The organism is uncultured Acidaminococcus sp., assembly GCA_900538365.1.
In the GTDB taxonomy this organism is placed as follows: domain Bacteria; phylum Bacillota; class Negativicutes; order Acidaminococcales; family Acidaminococcaceae; genus Acidaminococcus.
Genome location: UPXT01000013.1, coordinates 19,292 through 34,764, shown reverse-complemented (window position 1 = coordinate 34,764; position 15,473 = coordinate 19,292). Strand labels below are relative to the sequence as shown.

Here is a 15,473-nt window from a genome sequence, read left to right as displayed (position 1 = left end):
CTTGAATCAAGAGGAGTATGATGATGAAAAAGAAGTTAAGTGGGTACTCATTAGCCGCACTGACCCTTGCCATGTGCACGCAGCGCATATCCATTGCGGTGGGGAATATTTTCTATGGCCTTGCCATTGTGCTGTTTCTCGTTGATGTCATCCAGCGCAGGCGCCGCGGGGAAACCTTTCATTTGGCACCGCACGTAAAGCATTATTTTTGGGCCTATGCCTTTTTCGCCCTGACCCTGTTGCCGTCGGCCCTTTTGAGCCCTGATGTGAGTTTTTCCTTTGGAAAATATCTCAATGCCATGGTGGGCCGCATCGTTGTGCTTCCCATTTTACTGTTCTTGGATATCGATGAAAAAGCCATTAAAAAGGCGCTCTTCTGTTTCATTGCTTTTATTGCCTTTGATGGACTCTGTACTTTTGGTGAACGGCTCATTACGGGAGCTGACCGTGCCCATGGCTTGGGGGATGGGTGGCTGCGTCATGCTAGTATTGTTGCTACCGTTTTTCCTGCAAGCATCATCCTTTGGCTGCAAAAGGCGGAAAAAATTTCTCACAGGAATGGGCTTATGGTGGCAGCCATTCTCATTGTCCTAGGTGCCATTGGCAGCGGCACAAGAAGCTCTTGGGTGGGCATTTTCGTATCTGTGATTCTTGTGACCGCAGAGAGTTTGCGGGAACGAAATTCAAGGATTGTCGCGGTCCTTTTGGCATTAAGCTGCTCTTTTGCCGTGATTGCCGCAAGTCCCGCCCTTTCCCAACGACTTTCTTCTATTTCGAATGTAACGACCGATCGGTCCAATGGAGACCGAATCGAAGCATGGAAGAAAGCAGCCGTCATGATTCAGGATAAACCGGTTTTTGGCTTTGGTATCCTTCAAGGAGGACGGGCTTATCTTGCCCATTATCGTACCAAGGCTGATACGCAGGGCCTGCACCATTTCCATAATATTTATATCCAAACGGCCGTGGACAGTGGTCTTGTAGGCCTTATGGGACTTGTTGTCTGGATCCTTGCCTCCTTTTATCTTTTCCGTCATGTGGAAAATCCCTATGCGTTTGCGGGATTTTGTGCTTGGATCGGATTTTGCACAGTGGGGATGTTTGATTACACGCTGGGTATGTCTGCCGCCGTAAAGACCCTTCTTTTCATGACAGGATGCGCTTTAAGATTACAGGATGGAAAGCAATCATGAAAATTCTTCTTGTGAATCGCTGGCGTCATTTGGAAACCGTTGGAGGCGCTGAGAGTGTATTTTTTTCGATGGCCAATGAATTTTCCAAAAGCCATTGTGTAAGTGCTCTTGCGATGACGGAAGATGGAGATAAACCATTCTTCCCACTTTCTCCTAATGTAAATTTCATTCATGTAACGCATTGCTACCAAAAACAGCAAAGCCGTGTCCATAAGGTTGCTAGACTTCTTCAAGGAACAAAGCTGAGACGTCATCGTTATGATCAAAAATTTGAAGACCCGATTTGGGCCAATATGATGGCACCAACTATTGAACGCGTACAACCGGAGATTATCATTGCATATAGCCTCGAACTTGCGCGTATGATTTTATGCTATATTAAGCCTGATTGTCCGGTTATCATCATGTTTCATAGGTCTGCAGAAACGGTCCTTGACTGTTTGACTGAAGAAAGCCGCTGGACCTTGGAGAATGCTGCTTGTGTACAAGTGCTGATGCCCCATGATGTAAAGGTCGTTAAAGCGCATGCTGCTTGTAGAAAGCTGATTCAAATTCCTAACGCTGTGATTTCTTCTGGATTCAAAAGTCACCTAAACAATAAAGTGATTGCCCATGTTGCGCGCTTTAGTAAAAACCAAAAAAGACAGCATATCCTTATAGAAGCATTTCACCTATTGCATGCGGAGTTTCCGGACTGGCACCTTGAACTATGGGGAGAAGGAGATTTAGCCAAAGATTCCTATGTGCAATATTGCTGGAATCTCGTAAAAAAGTATCATCTTGAGAACCAAATCCATTTTTGTGGGTTTACTCACGAAGTCCCGCGTATTCTTTCCAATGCCAGTATTTTCGCTTTCCCGAGTGCAGAGGAAGAGATGGGAATTACGCTTGTAGAAGCGCTAGATGTAGGACTTCCTGCTATTGGGTACCGAAGCTGCACGGCAGTTTCTGAAATTATTCAGGATGGAGTCAATGGGTATCTTTGTGATGACGGTATAAAGCCCTTTGCTGCGGCTCTTAGAAAGTTAATGGCTGATGAAAACTTGCGGACTCAAATTGGAAAGAATGCGAAAGAGAGCATTTTGGCATTTTCTCCACAAAGAGTGTGGAATGAATGGTTAATTCTCTTAAATCATCTAGTCAAAAAATAAAGAATGGAATGATCTGACAGATAGATAGGATGGAAAAACAAAATGAAACAAACAAAAATCTTCCTTGATGGCATCATGCATCTGGGTGATGTCATTACAGCAGCATCTGTGATTCCCGTTCTCAAGGAACAATATCCTCATAGTGAAATCCACTATTTAGTGAAAGATTCCGTCGCTCTGCCTGCTTCTTTGATCTGTGGTGTCGACCGTGTTATTCCTTATACCTATCAAAGCGGCGGAGGAGCCCTTGATGTCCTGCGTATAGGCCGGAATCTTGCCAAAGAAGGCTATGACCTGGGCATCTCCCTTGATCCTCGGGAACGGGTGACGCTGATGAAATGGTTCGCCCGCATTCCTATCCGCCTTAGTATGGAGCGGGCCTTAGGCTGGGAGCTGGGCTGGGAAAAATGGCTCTATACGGAAGACCTTTCCTATAAGACGCCGTGGGATTATAAAAATCACCGCATGGGAGAAAGCTATCAGCGTCTCATGCGGGATTATTTTGGTGATGAATCACAGGAATTCATTCCTCCTGCCCTTGTCCCATCAGCCTCAAAGGATCTTGCCGCCGCTGATGCCCTGCTTGCTGGATGTTCTGCCAAGGGACCAAAGGTGCTTTTTTGCGTGGAGACGACTGCAAAGGCAAAGGACTGGCGGGCTGAAAAGTTTGCCGCTTTGGGAGACTGGCTCGTGGAGCGCTATGACGCGTCCCTTATCATGACGGGGATTGATTCCCATCGACCTAAGCTGGACGCCATCAAAAGCCGGATGAAGCATTCCGAAAGCATCATCGATACCCTGGGAAAAATGACCTTTCCCGCTTTGGTGGCGCTTATGAGACGGGTCGACTGCGCCATTACCCTCGATACGGGAACGACCCATATTGCCGCCGCGGCAGGGTGTCCCGTCCTAACGATTTTTACCTCTAACTCTCCCGAAATCTATCAGGGATGTGGGGAAAGGACTTGGGCTGTCAGCGGTCATGTGCCCTGTTCGGGAAAGCATGTCTGCATCTGGCCCAAGAATTGCCCTAAGAACCTTTGCGAAGAAAGCGTGACCTTATCCATGGTCCAAGACGCTGTGATGGAGATGCTTGAATCGTTATGAAAACCTTTGAAGACGGTTATTTTGTCTCCGCCCGTTTCCTAAAAGGGATGGAGACCTTTTCGAAAAACGCGGAAAAGACGGACAAAGCGCCCTTGCACGTTGCCTATAACGTCAATGACGGCTATTTTCAGATTATGGGTGCAAGCCTTGTCAGTGTCCTTGAAAATAATACCCACCGTGCGGTGATGTTTCACATCTTTACTGATGGGTACAGCAAGGAAAATGCCCAAAAGATGGAGCAGCTGGCTGACCGCTATGGCTGCGTCATCAAGCTCTATACCCTTCATATGGAACCCTTTGCTGATTTTCACGTCAAAGTGGAGCGCTTTTCCCGGATTACCTACGGAAGGGTAGTGATGCCCCTCATCCTTGCTGCAGAAACGGATCGTTTTCTCTATCTTGATGCCGATACCATGGTCATCCGGCCCCTTGATGCGCTCTATCATTGGGACCTTACGGGAAAAGCGATGGGGGCTGTTTCAGAACGGATGCCCGATGCCAAGCGCCGTGGTGACTATCTCCATCTTAATCATGGCCGTTACTTTAATGACGGTGTCATGATGGTGAATATTCCAGAGTGGCAGAAAAAGCACATTACGGAACAGGCCTTTTCCCTGCAAAAAGAACCAAAAGAACGTTTTTTGGGTCAAAGCCAGGATATCCTCAACATCGTCTTTGATGGGACAAATGCTTTTTTGCCGTCTATTTACAATGAATTTGGCGGTGGTGAAGATGATCCCCAGCAAAAAGGGACAATCATTCATTGGACAGGGCGGCGCAAACCATGGCAGATGGTCCTGTCCGATTATGACGCTCAGTGGCGGTCCTATAATGCGGCCTCTCCGTGGGAGACTTTGACGGCTGTTTTGCCCGTCCCTAAACCAGAAAACTATCATGATTTCAAGGAATGGGCAAAGTATCGCAGAAAAGAAAGCTTCCGGGATTATGTAAAGGGAATGGCTTATTACGCCATACTAAAAGGACGCTTTTTGATTTCTCGAAGGGCAAAGTAAGACTCAAGGAGGTTTTTATATGACAACGTTTGTTGCTGCCGCCATTCAAATGGATACTACATCCAACCAGGAACGGAATCTTTCTGTCGCGGCTGATTTCATTGGAGAAGCGGCCAAAAAAGGCGCCAAGCTTATCGTCCTTCCCGAGACCATGGCCTATTTGGGCCGCGATTATGCGGCCCTTTCAGAAGCGGTTCCTAGTGGGAAAACGGCAACCTATTTGAGCCGCCTTGCAAAAAAATATGGCGTCTATATCGTGGGTGGGAGTCTTTACGAAAGAAATGAAGCGGACCCGGCCCGCCCCTATAACACGACCTTTCTCTTGGGACCGGATGGAGCGTTCCTCGGAAAATACAGCAAGCTCCATCCCTTTGATGTGGTCCTTGATTCAGGGGTGACAAGCCGCGAATCAAGTCATGTAGCACCGGGTCATGACATCGTGACGGTGAAGACGGACGGTGTCGGCACTTTGGGCCTTGCTATCTGCTATGACCTGCGCTTTGGGGAACTCTTCCGCCTTATGGCCCTCGAGGGCGCACAGATTCTGGTGCTCCCTGCGAACTTTACGGAAGCAACGGGCCGCGCCCATTGGGAGGTCCTTGTCCGGGCCCGGGCCATTGAAAATGAATGCTACGTCATTGCGCCGAACCAAGTGGGAAAGAAGCCTCGCTTTACGGCCTATGGTCACTCCCTGATCGTCGATCCGCGGGGAAAGGTCCTTGCCGAAGCAGGCGGGACGGAAACGGGCATCATTTACGCCCCCATTGACCTTGACCTTGTGTCAAAGGTACGGAAAGAGACCTTTACCCTCCAGAACCGGCGGGAAGATGTGTACACCCTTAGCAAAAAATAGAAAATATACAGAAACGAGACTGTGAAAAATGAGCGGATCATGCCTTCACGGTCTCGTTTTGTACAAGCCACTGTTTTTCCTCGTCTTTTGTATTATAATGATAAAAAAGCCGCCCATGGCGGTGATCTCATGAGTAAAGGAGCATTTCCTATGGACTGCAAAATAGAAGCCGCACCGATTTTCATTACCGGTGCAGCTGGCTTTATAGGGTATCACCTGGCCCTGCGCCTTCTTGCTAAGGGCCATGCCGTTCATGGCATGGATAATCTTAATGCCTATTATGAGGTAGCCTTGAAAAAGGAGCGTTTGAAGCGTCTTTCCTATTATCCTGGCTTTTCCTTTACAGAAGGGGATATCAGTGACAAGGACGTTGTGGAAGGGGTTTTTACGAAGCTGTCCCCCAAAATTGTCGTGAACCTTGCGGCTCAGGCCGGCGTCCGCTACAGCATTGATCACCCTCGGGACTACATTGATTCCAATATTGTGGGCTTTTTTACAATCTTGGAAGCTTGCCGTCATCATTCAGTGAACCATCTTGTCTATGCTTCAAGTTCCTCCGTTTATGGCAATCAGGAAAAGACCCCCTTTAGCGTCACAGACCCAGTCGACCATCCGATCAGTCTTTATGCGGCTACAAAAAAATCCAATGAACTCATGGCGTATACCTACAGTCATCTTTATGGGATTCCTACGACAGGACTGCGTTTTTTTACGGTCTATGGTCCTTTTGGTCGGCCTGATATGGCCTATTTCAAATTTGCCAATAAAATCATGAGGGAGGAGCCCATTACCATCTATAATCATGGCGATATGTACCGTGACTTTACTTATGTCGATGATATTGTGACGGGTATCGAAACCCTGCTTCCCCATCCGCCCCTAGATGGCTTTGGCGGGGACCCTTACCGAATCTATAATATTGGCAACAGCACGCCCGTAAAACTGATGACCTTTGTCAAGACTCTGGAAAAGGCACTGGGAAAAGAGGCACCAAAGGAATATCTTCCCATGCAGCCCGGTGACGTGTACCAGACCTTTGCAGATGTATCGGCCCTTGAAAAGGATTTTGGCTTTAAACCGACGACGACAATTGAAGAAGGACTCAAGAAATTTGCCCAGTGGTATAAAGCGTATTATCATTGGACTGCCTAGTGCCTGAAAGGCCAATGATAAATCTATTGATAAGAACCAACTCCTGGCGAGATTGGATAAATGAGAAGAAAATCCCCTTGTTGTACCGATAGTTGGTACAACAAGGGGATTTTCTTTACTTAATATGGGAATGGGGCTCTGTTTTTTCGGAAAGAGTTTTGGTGCCATGTTGTGTCTTTGCCTTCTCCCAGTTGAGCTGATAGGTTGGGGACGTAAGATCGAACTGCCTTTCTTCGTATGGGGCATTCTGGATTCCAAGTAGGGAAATAAGCAAATTATAGGCTAGATCGTTGGTCCATGGCAGATCTTTGTGTTTTTGCAATTCTTTTTGGATTTCTGGGCGACTGGCAATTGCCTTAGGACTAAGATAGACCAGAAAGGGAATTCGAACCATTTGAAAGGTAAATTTATCAGGAGAATGGGCATTTCCGGATTCTGGATCTTCTCCATGGTCAGGCAGGTAAAGAAACCCTTGAAAATTGGAGTAATTATGGACTTTTTCAAAGATGCCTTGAAGGACGCTGTCGACATAGCGAACCGAATTGTCATAGCCGTCAACAAATTTTCCTCTCCCCGAAAAGAGACTGTATGATTTGGGATAACGATCTGCATACCGGGAATGACTGCCCATTAGATGGATGACAATGAAACTGGGGCGGTCTACATTGTCTGGAAGTTCTGCAATAAGTTTCCCATCTGGGTATGTGGAATCACTGGGAGATGCGCCTCTTCCATTGATCCAAGTATGATGTGCTGCGGTGGAGGAAATGATGGTAATGGGCGTGTCTGAAGCACTAAATCCTGCCTGGTTGCTGATCCAGTAGGTATCGTAGCCAGCTGCTTTCGCAAGATCGATGATGGAATAAGCTTCTTCAAGGGGAATGTGATTGTACTGATTTTTTTCGCTCAAGGCATAGGTGAGGGAAAGGATGGTTTGGCAGTAATTGGCATAGGGATAGGAAAAAATGGTTGTTCCCTTACAACCCGCCATTTTATCCATCCAAGGCGTGGTTTGTCGGTCATATCCGTATACGTGCATATGATCACGGGATGCTGATTCTCCAATGACAAGGACATAGGTTCCTCTGGCTTGTGAATCTATGGAAAGTGGGGGAAGCGCAGACAAGCGGTTCAGACGGATTTCTTTCATAATTTTATACTGTTCGTAGGCTTTCAGGGAGGTCCGGGCTGAAGTGATTGTGTTTGCTAGGTAGAAGATTTTTATGCGGGGAAGGGTAGACTTCATATTCAGAGCGAGTAAAGCCATTAGAATCAAAATGATGGATGGCTTTTGAACCGGTGCGGCTTTCAGCATTTTCCTCAAAAGGCTGATTACGAGTATACTGATGGCAAAGATTCCAAGTAAGGAAAGTGCCCAGAGAAATAATGGCTGTTCCTTCAGGTAGGACAGTGCTTCTCCTGGATTTGTCTGGAAAACTGCCAATATGAGATCAGCCGACAGGGCATGCCCTCCACTTACGATTCCATATCCAATCCCTAATAACGGAACGCTTGCCGTCAGCCATAATCCGCCATAATAGATGGCGCGACAGCACACGCGGAGAAGGGACTGTTTTATGGAATTGGATAAGAGTCCCCATGAAGAAAAAAAGGCAAATAAGGTTGTACCCCATTCGATTGCTTCAGAGGCAGAAAGCCCATTGTTACTGAAGTCTTGAAGGGTATATATGGAAAGAAGATATAAAAGGAAGAGTACTGAAGATGTCTTGAGATAACTTGGATCATAGTTCCATTGGGATCCAATCATAGAATAGGCAAGTGCACCATAAATGAGGATTTCATTGAATATACGCTGTTCCAATTGACCCGTAAGTCTAAGAACCAAGGAAAGAAACAAATGGAGAAAAAAGAGAATGAAAAAGGTCTTGGAAGGAGTCGGAAAGGATTTTGACATGATTAGGCCGCCTCTATTCTAAAAAATGTGAAAATAATAATCGCGAATACTTATTATTTTACCTCATAGTTTCCAACTTATCCACCTTTTGGAATCAAAAAAAGCGCCCCTATAGGGCGCCCTCCATTTAGGAAATTCTGAAACGGTAGAAAGGTCAGGCGATGCGATATCGATGAATAAAAAAGAAGATCTGAAGATAGACAAAAAGTTCGGATAGTTCTTCCATGGTCTCGTCCCTGAAATCATGAAAGAGCTGGCCTTTATCCCCCATGAGGGCAAGTATAGCGGCAAGGACTGTGAGAAGGAACATGAGTCGGTTCTTTTTAAGACAGTGCAAGGTTTTTTGAACGTTCACGCTCTGATAAAAGAGATGGATGACCGCAGCCGATAAGAGTCCAATGGCGCCGTCTATGACACGATGATAGGGGAGGTCTTTCATGCTCCAGAAAACAGGTCCTGTCTCAGTCATTTCTTTTAGAAGAAAAACGCGGCCCCAGCTGATTTCCCTTCCGAAAAGAAGCAGGAAAAAGCTTGCCGCAAAAAGCCAATAAGAGGGCCTGTGAAGGTGCGTCTCCTGTGTGTAGTGATAGATGGACCAAATGATACCTGTAAGAAGGATCATGTTTTGACCCATTTCAATAGGTCCGTTTTCCCACGCAAAGGGGCCAGGAAGAAGGAAGCTGAGTGGGAACAGAACGAAAAAATAAAGAATGGCCGCCCTGGGCCAAAAGGAAGAGGCGGATGTTGTTGGATCTTTCATAACGGGCTCCTTCTTACTGGTATTTTGAGTAACTGGAAAGAAAAATTAACTCATGAATCTAATTTACAAAAATACATGTTTTTAAGAATTTTTGCAACAGGATTTTCATAAAATATTAATATTTTATTTATAAATTATTTATAATTAAACCGCAAAAAAAGACCGTCGATGAGCAATGATTTGTGCTTTCGGCGGCCTTTAATGCGGCTTCCTTATTTTTGAGCGGCTTTTTGGGCTTTGTGTTCCTTGAGCATTTTCTGCATGCAGGCAACAAGGGGCCAACCCAATTTTCTATGGTGATCGATGCAGCTGACACAGTGCCCGTGGCGGGGACAATCCACCGTGCAGGGGCAGTCATAGATCATATCTTCGTCACACATGTCAGTTCTCCTTTCGTAAGGCACGGAGCACATAGTCCCGGAGGACAACGGCATTGTTTTCTTCTTTGCTTTTCTTAGCATAAAGAAAGACGACAGGGCCTTTCTTGAGGGCTTCTTCAAGGGAGTCAAGGAAAAGCGGGAAGACCGGATTCAAAGACAGTTCCTTTTCATAACGCTCCCTGAATCCCTGAAAATCCCCGTCATGTTCCTTGTACCAATTGTGAAGTTCCCGAGAGGGTGCGATTTGTTTGGCCCATGTCGGAATGGCCTCTTTTTTTACCCCCCGCGGCCAGAGCCGGTCAACAAGAATCCGCTTTTCTGGGCCTTCCTCTGTGCGGTCATAGACCCGCCGCAGCCATAATTCCATCAGTCCACTTTCTCAATGGCGGCAACGGGGCAACCGTTCATGGCATCTTCTGCGGAGCTTTCGGCACCAGCAGGAACGGATTCAGCGGCAACGGCTTTATTGTCATCTCCCATGGAAAAGACCTCAGGGCAGGTGGACGTGCAGAGTCCGCAACCGATACAGCTGTCATTAACATGATATTTCATAAGTAACATCTCCCTCTGATGACTGGTGGGAGTGGAGACCTTTCTATAAAAGGCCTGTCCAACCCTCTTTTCATCCTTTATTGTAAGGTGGGGCAGCAGGCTTGTCCGTTGCCATAACAACGAAATCTATTTTTTGTGACCATGAAAAAAGAAGCTGCGCAAGCGCAGCTTCGTAAGGAACGGATGCAGGAGCTTATTTCCAGAAGTCAAGATTGGAGTCGTCGAGGCCAATACTCTTTGCCTTGAAAACCGGTTTTTTGCCTTCTGCAAGCTGACGGCCATAGTCTTTCATGACGGCAATAGCCGTTTTGTTCATGGCCATGATAGAGGGAATGTTCGTCAAACACATAAAGGCCATCGTGATATCGGCGAGAGCCCATGCGTTGTCCATGCTCATCCCGGCGCCGACGAAGATGACGATGACGGCGATGATGCGGTAGATGGTCATGGTGGATTTGGAAGGGGTCTTGCCTCCATTCAGGTAAGCCAGGCAGTTGTCGACATAAAAGAGGTTGCCCAGAAGGGTCGTGAAGGCAAACAGAACCATGGCAAAGGTGATCATGATCGGGCCAAAGGCACCAAAGTCAACTTGGGTAGCCGCTTGTACATAAGGAGCCCCTGCCATCTCTTTGGTCGGGATGATTCCGGAGAACATGCAGATAAGGGCTGTGCAGGTGCAGAGAATCGTGTCGATGACGACAGAGAGCATCTGGACGAGACCTTGCTGGGCCGGGTGGGAAACGTCAGCGGCTGCAGCTGCGTTCGGAGCAGAACCAACGCCGGCTTCGTTGGAATAAAGTCCGCGCTTTATCCCGAACATCAGACAGGAAGCACTGATGCCGCCCAGGATTTTCTGGAAGTTGAAGGCATCGGCAAAGACTGCGCCTAAGACGCTCGGAATCATATCAAGATGCATAAGGATGATGGCAAGGGAAAGCAGGACATAAAGGACACCCATGATCGGAACAAGGGTCCCCGTTACATGAACAATACGTTTACCGCCGCCCATGACGCAGTAACCAACCGTTACGGCAAGAAGACCGCCAATGATCCAAGGTGTGGTGGTTTTGTCATAGAAGCCATATACGGAGAAGGTGGACTGCAGGTTGTAAGAAGCAAGCAAGTTGAAGCCGCCGGCATAGGTCACAATAAGGGCGATGGCAAAAGCAATGGCCAGCGTCTTGTTGTGGAGGGCTGTTTCAATGTAGTAGGCCGGGCCGCCATAGCTGTCGCCATTGGCATCTTTGCGTTTATAGACCTGGGCCAGGGTGCTTTCAATGAAGGCTGTGGCTGAACCAATCATGGCAATGGCCCACATCCAGAAGACGGACCCAAAGCCGCCCAGACACAGGGCCGTTGAAATCCCGATGATATTGCCCGTGCCGACACGGGACGCGGTCGAAACCATGAGGGCCTGGAAGGATGAAATGGAGCCTTCTTTTTCCGGTTTTTCCATAATGACCCGGATGCTTTGGCGGAGCCAGCGAAATTGAACAAAGCCCGTCGTAAAGGTGAAGTAAAGACCGGCGGCGAGTAGGACGATGATGAGGATCGGATAATAGAGGACATCGTCCAGGGCAAGTAGAAATTCTGACATATGAATTGCCTCCTTTGGGGTTGAATCCACATCCGTTCCAATTGTGGATTGCTTTGCCTTTATTGTATCATAAAAAGACTGAAAACATGTCATTTTTGTGAAATTTAGTGGGAACAATTTTGTATTTGGAACATAAATGAGCAAAATGGAAAGGAATCTTGTACTGCAATGCATAGGGAAAAAGTCTTGCTCTTCAAAATCAGATAATTCACTGTCTTTTTTGCGCCGAGAAAAGCCATGGCGGTAACGGGAAATTTCTGCATGATAAGGAGGGCTTCTTGAGGCAGCTAGGGCGACAGGAAGAATTCCCCCCAAGCAAGGGGACAATGCAGGAATCCGCATGAGGGCAGGCTTGGGGGCAAACAAAATGCAAGGGACTATTTGCGTAATTATACCTTTTGTGGTATGCTATATGAGCGATTTTTTAAGTAATTAATGATGGTATGTCAGATAACCCACCAAATTCAAAGCTGACTGCCTGTGAGGAGGATTTTTTTAATGAGCGTTTCTGTAGAAAGAAAAGGTAACGAAGCAACTTTGAAATTCACTATTCCTGTTGAAGAAGTCGCAAAGGGTTTCGAAAGAGCCGTTGCCCGTGTCAACAAACAAGTCACAATTCCTGGCTTTAGAAAAGGAAAGGCTCCTCGCCGGGTCCTGGAAGCCCATGTCGGTAAGGATGCCATCAAGGAAGAAGCGTTCCAGATCCTTGCCAATGATAATTACAGAAAGGCCCTTGATGACAACAACTTCATTCCTGTTGCAGATCCCGAACTGAAGGATTCCACCTTGGAAGAAGGCAAGGAAATGGAAATGACCCTTTTGGTCACGCTCCGTCCGGAAGTTGAACTGGGTGAATACAAGAACCTCGATGTCAAGAAGGTTGTCCGTGAAATCACTGATAAAGATGTGGACGATGCCGTCAGCAACCTGCAGAAACGGGCTGCTAAATTGGTTGACGCTCCGGAAGACCGTAAACTGGAAAAGGGAGACCTCGCTACGATTGATTTTGCCGGCACTATCGACGGTGAACCGTTTGAAGGCGGCGAAGGCAAGGGCTATCCCCTGGAAATCGGTTCCGGCAGCTTTATTCCTGGCTTTGAAGACCAAATGATTGGTCTGAAAAAGGATGAATCCACCGATGTCAATGTGACGTTCCCGGAGGATTATGGTGCGAAGGAACTGGCTGGCAAGGCCGCTGTCTTCAAGGTCCATGTCCAGAATATCAAGGTTCGTGAAATTCCTGAAGTGACCGACGAACTGATCGAGAAAAACTCCGACAGCAAGACGGTTGCCGAATTCCGCGAAAAGACCCTGGCCCGTCTGAAGAAATCTGAAGAAGATCAGGCCCAAGCAAACTATGAACGGGACGTCATCAAGAAGGCCGTAGAGAATGCTTCCTTTGAAGTCCCGGAAGTTATGGTGACCCAGCGCGCCAACCAGATGGTAGACGAACTGACTATGAACCTCGAAGCACACCACATGAGCCTTCCGATGTACCTTCAGTATCTCGGCAAAGATGTGAAGACCTATCGGGATGAACAAAAACCGGTTGCTCTCGAAAACCTGAAGGCTGATCTCGTTCTTGACGCCATTGCCAAGAAGGAAGACCTTAAGGTAACGAAAGAAGAAACGCTGGCGGAAATGCAGAAGATTGCTGATACACAGGGTGCTACCCTTCATCAGGTCCAGAAAATCATTAAGGAAAATGGATCCCTGCCCCTGCTCGTTTCCAATATCATGCGCCGCAAAGCCGCTGATCTTGTACTCAGCTCTGCCAAAGGTGCAGCAGAAGCAAAAGAAGAAAAGACTGAAGAATAATCAACTGGGAGGTGGACCGCGTGAGTTATGTCCCTATTGTTGTTGAACAGACCAGCAAGGGCGAACGCAGTTATGATATTTACTCCCGACTTCTGAAAGATCGCATCATTTTTGTGACCGGAGAGATTGAAGATCATATGGCCAATCTGATTGTGGCCCAGCTCCTCTTTCTCGAATCGGAAGATCCGGATAAGGATATCCATCTCTACATCAATAGCCCTGGCGGCAGTGTGAGTGCTGGACTGGCCATTTATGACACCATGCAGTACATCCGTCCCGATGTTTCGACCATTTGCGTCGGCATGGCAGCCTCTATGGCCTCCATCCTCCTGGCAGCCGGAGCCAAGGGCAAACGGTTTGCCCTGCCCCATTCCCGTGTCATGATCCATCAGCCATTGGGCGGTGCCCAGGGCCAGGCCACGGATATTGAAATCCATGCCCGGGAGATCCTGCGCGTACGGGAAGAGATGAACCAGATTTTAGCAGCCCATACGGGGAAGGACCCAGAAACCATCAAATTGGATACGGAACGCGATCACTACCTGACCGCTGATGAGGCCTTGTCCTATGGCCTTATTGATCAGGTCGTAGCATCTCCGGTTCATGCTTGATTGATGGATAGAACCGTCTTGCCCCAATTGTAAGGAGGGGTGTCAGATGGCATTCGATGATAGTAAAGGCCCGTTCGATCAAGATTATACCTGCTCTTTTTGCGGTAAGAAGCAGAGTCAGGTCAAGAAACTGATTGCTGGCCATAATGTTTTCATTTGCGATGAGTGCGTTGCCCTGTGCAACGAGATGCTCGACAAGGAACTCAAGAAACCTGCGGGAGAAAAGATTACCGATCTCCCGAAGCCGAAGGAAATTAAAAAGATCCTCGACGAATATGTCATTGGACAGGACGACGCTAAAGTGGCTCTGTCCGTGGCTGTCTATAACCACTATAAACGCATCAATTACGAACAGGATCATCATTCTGATGTGGAATTGCAAAAATCCAATATCCTGATGCTGGGACCGACAGGAAGCGGGAAAACCCTCCTTGCACAAACCCTAGCTAAGATCCTGCAGGTGCCGTTTGCCATTGCGGATGCAACGAGCCTGACGGAAGCTGGTTATGTTGGGGAAGACGTGGAAAATATCCTGTTGCGTCTGATCCAAAATGCCGACTATGATATTCCGCTTGCGGAACGGGGCATCATTTACATCGATGAAATCGATAAGATTTCCCGTAAATCCGAAAATCCGTCCATTACCCGTGATGTATCGGGGGAAGGTGTGCAGCAGGCCCTACTTAAGATCCTTGAAGGGACCGTTGCTAATGTGCCGCCCCAAGGGGGACGGAAACATCCACATCAGGAATTGATTCAAATTGATACGACCAATATCCTCTTTATATGTGGCGGTGCCTTTGCTGGCCTCGAAAACGTCATCAATGCCCGCACGGGGAAGAAAAGCATGGGCTTTGGTGCAGAAATCGAGACACAGAAGGAAAAGGAAATGGCCAATCCTTTTAAGAAGGTCCTGCCTGAGGATTTTGTAAAGTATGGCCTGATTCCTGAATTTGTCGGTCGTCTTCCCGTTGTCGTCACCTTGGACCAGCTTGATGAAGCGGCCTTGGTCAAAATCCTGACGGAACCGAAGAACGCCCTGACTAAACAATATGAATCCTTCCTCGCCATGGATCATGTCGAGCTGGATTTTGACGATGATGCCCTGAAGGCCATTGCCCACGAAGCCTTGGCCCGTAAGGCCGGAGCTCGGGGACTTCGTGCCATCATTGAAGGCATCATGAAAAATGTGATGTATGAGGTCCCGAGCCGCGATGACGTTGAAAAATGCATCGTGACAAAGGATGTCGTTACGGCCCATAAGGAACCGGAACTGGTTCTTAAAAAGGTTGATGCAACTAAAAAAGCACGTAAAAATGCCTAGGAAAAAAGGAAAAGGGGGTCCCCTTTTCCCTTTTTCGCTATAAGGAT

General features: G+C 47.5%; 15 protein-coding genes. 9 read left to right on the top strand and 6 right to left on the bottom strand.

The annotated features are described in order from the left end of the window. Nucleotides 1–17: 17 nt before the first annotated feature. The 6 genes from QZQ08_RS04250 to QZQ08_RS04225 all read left to right on the top strand — a co-directional run bounded on the left by QZQ08_RS04250 (nucleotide 18) and on the right by QZQ08_RS04225 (nucleotide 6,469). Nucleotides 18–1,193, top strand: a complete 1,176-nt coding sequence (locus tag QZQ08_RS04250; RefSeq protein ID WP_296328341.1) for an O-antigen ligase — start codon at nucleotides 18–20, stop codon at nucleotides 1,191–1,193. Further along, entirely contained in the window at nucleotides 1,190–2,344 is a 1,155-nt protein-coding gene (locus tag QZQ08_RS04245; protein WP_296328339.1) for a glycosyltransferase, read from the top strand. The genes QZQ08_RS04250 and QZQ08_RS04245 overlap by 4 nt, the downstream gene beginning before the upstream one ends. Nucleotides 2,345–2,386: 42 nt before the next feature. Beyond that, nucleotides 2,387–3,451 (top strand): glycosyltransferase family 9 protein, encoded by a 1,065-nt coding sequence (locus tag QZQ08_RS04240; protein ID WP_296328337.1) that lies wholly within the window; start codon nucleotides 2,387–2,389, stop codon nucleotides 3,449–3,451. After that, entirely contained in the window at nucleotides 3,448–4,464 is a 1,017-nt protein-coding gene (locus QZQ08_RS04235; protein WP_296328334.1) for a glycosyltransferase family 8 protein, read from the top strand. The genes QZQ08_RS04240 and QZQ08_RS04235 overlap by 4 nt, the downstream gene beginning before the upstream one ends. Before the next feature lie 19 nt (nucleotides 4,465–4,483). Further along, nucleotides 4,484–5,317 (top strand): carbon-nitrogen hydrolase family protein, encoded by an 834-nt coding sequence (locus tag QZQ08_RS04230; protein WP_296328331.1) that lies wholly within the window; start codon nucleotides 4,484–4,486, stop codon nucleotides 5,315–5,317. 150 nt (nucleotides 5,318–5,467) lie between these two features. Further along, the gene (locus tag QZQ08_RS04225) at nucleotides 5,468–6,469 is read left to right on the top strand and encodes an NAD-dependent epimerase/dehydratase family protein (protein WP_296328328.1); all 1,002 of its coding nucleotides are present in this window, start codon (nucleotides 5,468–5,470) and stop codon (nucleotides 6,467–6,469) included. 115 nt (nucleotides 6,470–6,584) lie between these two features. On the opposite strand, the gene QZQ08_RS04220 is transcribed toward QZQ08_RS04225, so the two are convergent. The 6 genes from QZQ08_RS04220 to QZQ08_RS04195 form a co-directional block, all read right to left on the bottom strand. Next, nucleotides 6,585–8,327, bottom strand: a complete 1,743-nt coding sequence (locus QZQ08_RS04220) for a phosphoethanolamine transferase (RefSeq protein WP_296328325.1) — start codon at nucleotides 8,325–8,327, stop codon at nucleotides 6,585–6,587. Nucleotides 8,328–8,538: 211 nt separating this feature from the next. Beyond that, nucleotides 8,539–9,006, bottom strand: coding sequence for a hypothetical protein (locus QZQ08_RS04215; protein ID WP_231368230.1), 468 nt, complete (start codon nucleotides 9,004–9,006; stop codon nucleotides 8,539–8,541). A gap of 350 nt (nucleotides 9,007–9,356) precedes the next feature. Then, complete coding sequence (locus tag QZQ08_RS04210; protein ID WP_021736851.1) at nucleotides 9,357–9,524, bottom strand: hypothetical protein; 168 nt, start codon at nucleotides 9,522–9,524, stop codon at nucleotides 9,357–9,359. Between the two features lies 1 nt (nucleotide 9,525). After that, nucleotides 9,526–9,891 (bottom strand): DUF488 domain-containing protein, encoded by a 366-nt coding sequence (locus tag QZQ08_RS04205; protein WP_296328315.1) that lies wholly within the window; start codon nucleotides 9,889–9,891, stop codon nucleotides 9,526–9,528. Next, nucleotides 9,891–10,076 (bottom strand): ferredoxin, encoded by a 186-nt coding sequence (locus QZQ08_RS04200; RefSeq protein ID WP_021736850.1) that lies wholly within the window; start codon nucleotides 10,074–10,076, stop codon nucleotides 9,891–9,893. Before QZQ08_RS04200 ends, QZQ08_RS04205 begins: the two co-directional genes overlap by 1 nt. 193 nt (nucleotides 10,077–10,269) lie before the next feature. Next, on the bottom strand, nucleotides 10,270–11,673 hold the full coding sequence (locus QZQ08_RS04195; RefSeq protein WP_296328308.1) for a sodium:alanine symporter family protein: 1,404 nt from the start codon (nucleotides 11,671–11,673) through the stop codon (nucleotides 10,270–10,272). 498 nt (nucleotides 11,674–12,171) lie between these two features. Between QZQ08_RS04195 and tig the strand changes: the two genes are divergently transcribed. From tig to clpX, 3 genes are read left to right on the top strand one after another with little or no spacing between them, the layout of a single operon-like run. Further along, a complete protein-coding gene (tig, locus tag QZQ08_RS04190; RefSeq protein ID WP_296328306.1) occupies nucleotides 12,172–13,491 on the top strand; it encodes a trigger factor in 1,320 nt (439 codons plus the stop codon). Between the two features lie 20 nt (nucleotides 13,492–13,511). Continuing rightward, a complete protein-coding gene (gene clpP / locus QZQ08_RS04185; RefSeq protein ID WP_016459757.1) occupies nucleotides 13,512–14,102 on the top strand; it encodes an ATP-dependent Clp endopeptidase proteolytic subunit ClpP in 591 nt (196 codons plus the stop codon). 46 nt (nucleotides 14,103–14,148) lie between these two features. Beyond that, a complete protein-coding gene (clpX, locus tag QZQ08_RS04180) occupies nucleotides 14,149–15,426 on the top strand; it encodes an ATP-dependent Clp protease ATP-binding subunit ClpX (RefSeq protein WP_009015632.1) in 1,278 nt (425 codons plus the stop codon). The last annotated feature ends 47 nt before the right edge of the window (nucleotides 15,427–15,473 follow it).

Coding starts and splice junctions, on each gene's coding strand:
- QZQ08_RS04250 (WP_296328341.1), top strand. CDS start 18: ATGATGATGAAAAAGAAGTTAAGTGGGTACTCATTAGCCGCACTGACC.
- QZQ08_RS04245 (WP_296328339.1), top strand. CDS start 1,190: ATGAAAATTCTTCTTGTGAATCGCTGGCGTCATTTGGAAACCGTTGGA.
- QZQ08_RS04240 (WP_296328337.1), top strand. CDS start 2,387: ATGAAACAAACAAAAATCTTCCTTGATGGCATCATGCATCTGGGTGAT.
- QZQ08_RS04235 (WP_296328334.1), top strand. CDS start 3,448: ATGAAAACCTTTGAAGACGGTTATTTTGTCTCCGCCCGTTTCCTAAAA.
- QZQ08_RS04230 (WP_296328331.1), top strand. CDS start 4,484: ATGACAACGTTTGTTGCTGCCGCCATTCAAATGGATACTACATCCAAC.
- QZQ08_RS04225 (WP_296328328.1), top strand. CDS start 5,468: ATGGACTGCAAAATAGAAGCCGCACCGATTTTCATTACCGGTGCAGCT.
- QZQ08_RS04215 (WP_231368230.1), bottom strand. CDS start 9,006: ATGATCCTTCTTACAGGTATCATTTGGTCCATCTATCACTACACACAG.
- QZQ08_RS04210 (WP_021736851.1), bottom strand. CDS start 9,524: ATGTGTGACGAAGATATGATCTATGACTGCCCCTGCACGGTGGATTGT.
- QZQ08_RS04205 (WP_296328315.1), bottom strand. CDS start 9,891: ATGGAATTATGGCTGCGGCGGGTCTATGACCGCACAGAGGAAGGCCCA.
- QZQ08_RS04200 (WP_021736850.1), bottom strand. CDS start 10,076: ATGAAATATCATGTTAATGACAGCTGTATCGGTTGCGGACTCTGCACG.
- QZQ08_RS04195 (WP_296328308.1), bottom strand. CDS start 11,673: ATGTCAGAATTTCTACTTGCCCTGGACGATGTCCTCTATTATCCGATC.
- tig (WP_296328306.1), top strand. CDS start 12,172: ATGAGCGTTTCTGTAGAAAGAAAAGGTAACGAAGCAACTTTGAAATTC.
- clpX (WP_009015632.1), top strand. CDS start 14,149: ATGGCATTCGATGATAGTAAAGGCCCGTTCGATCAAGATTATACCTGC.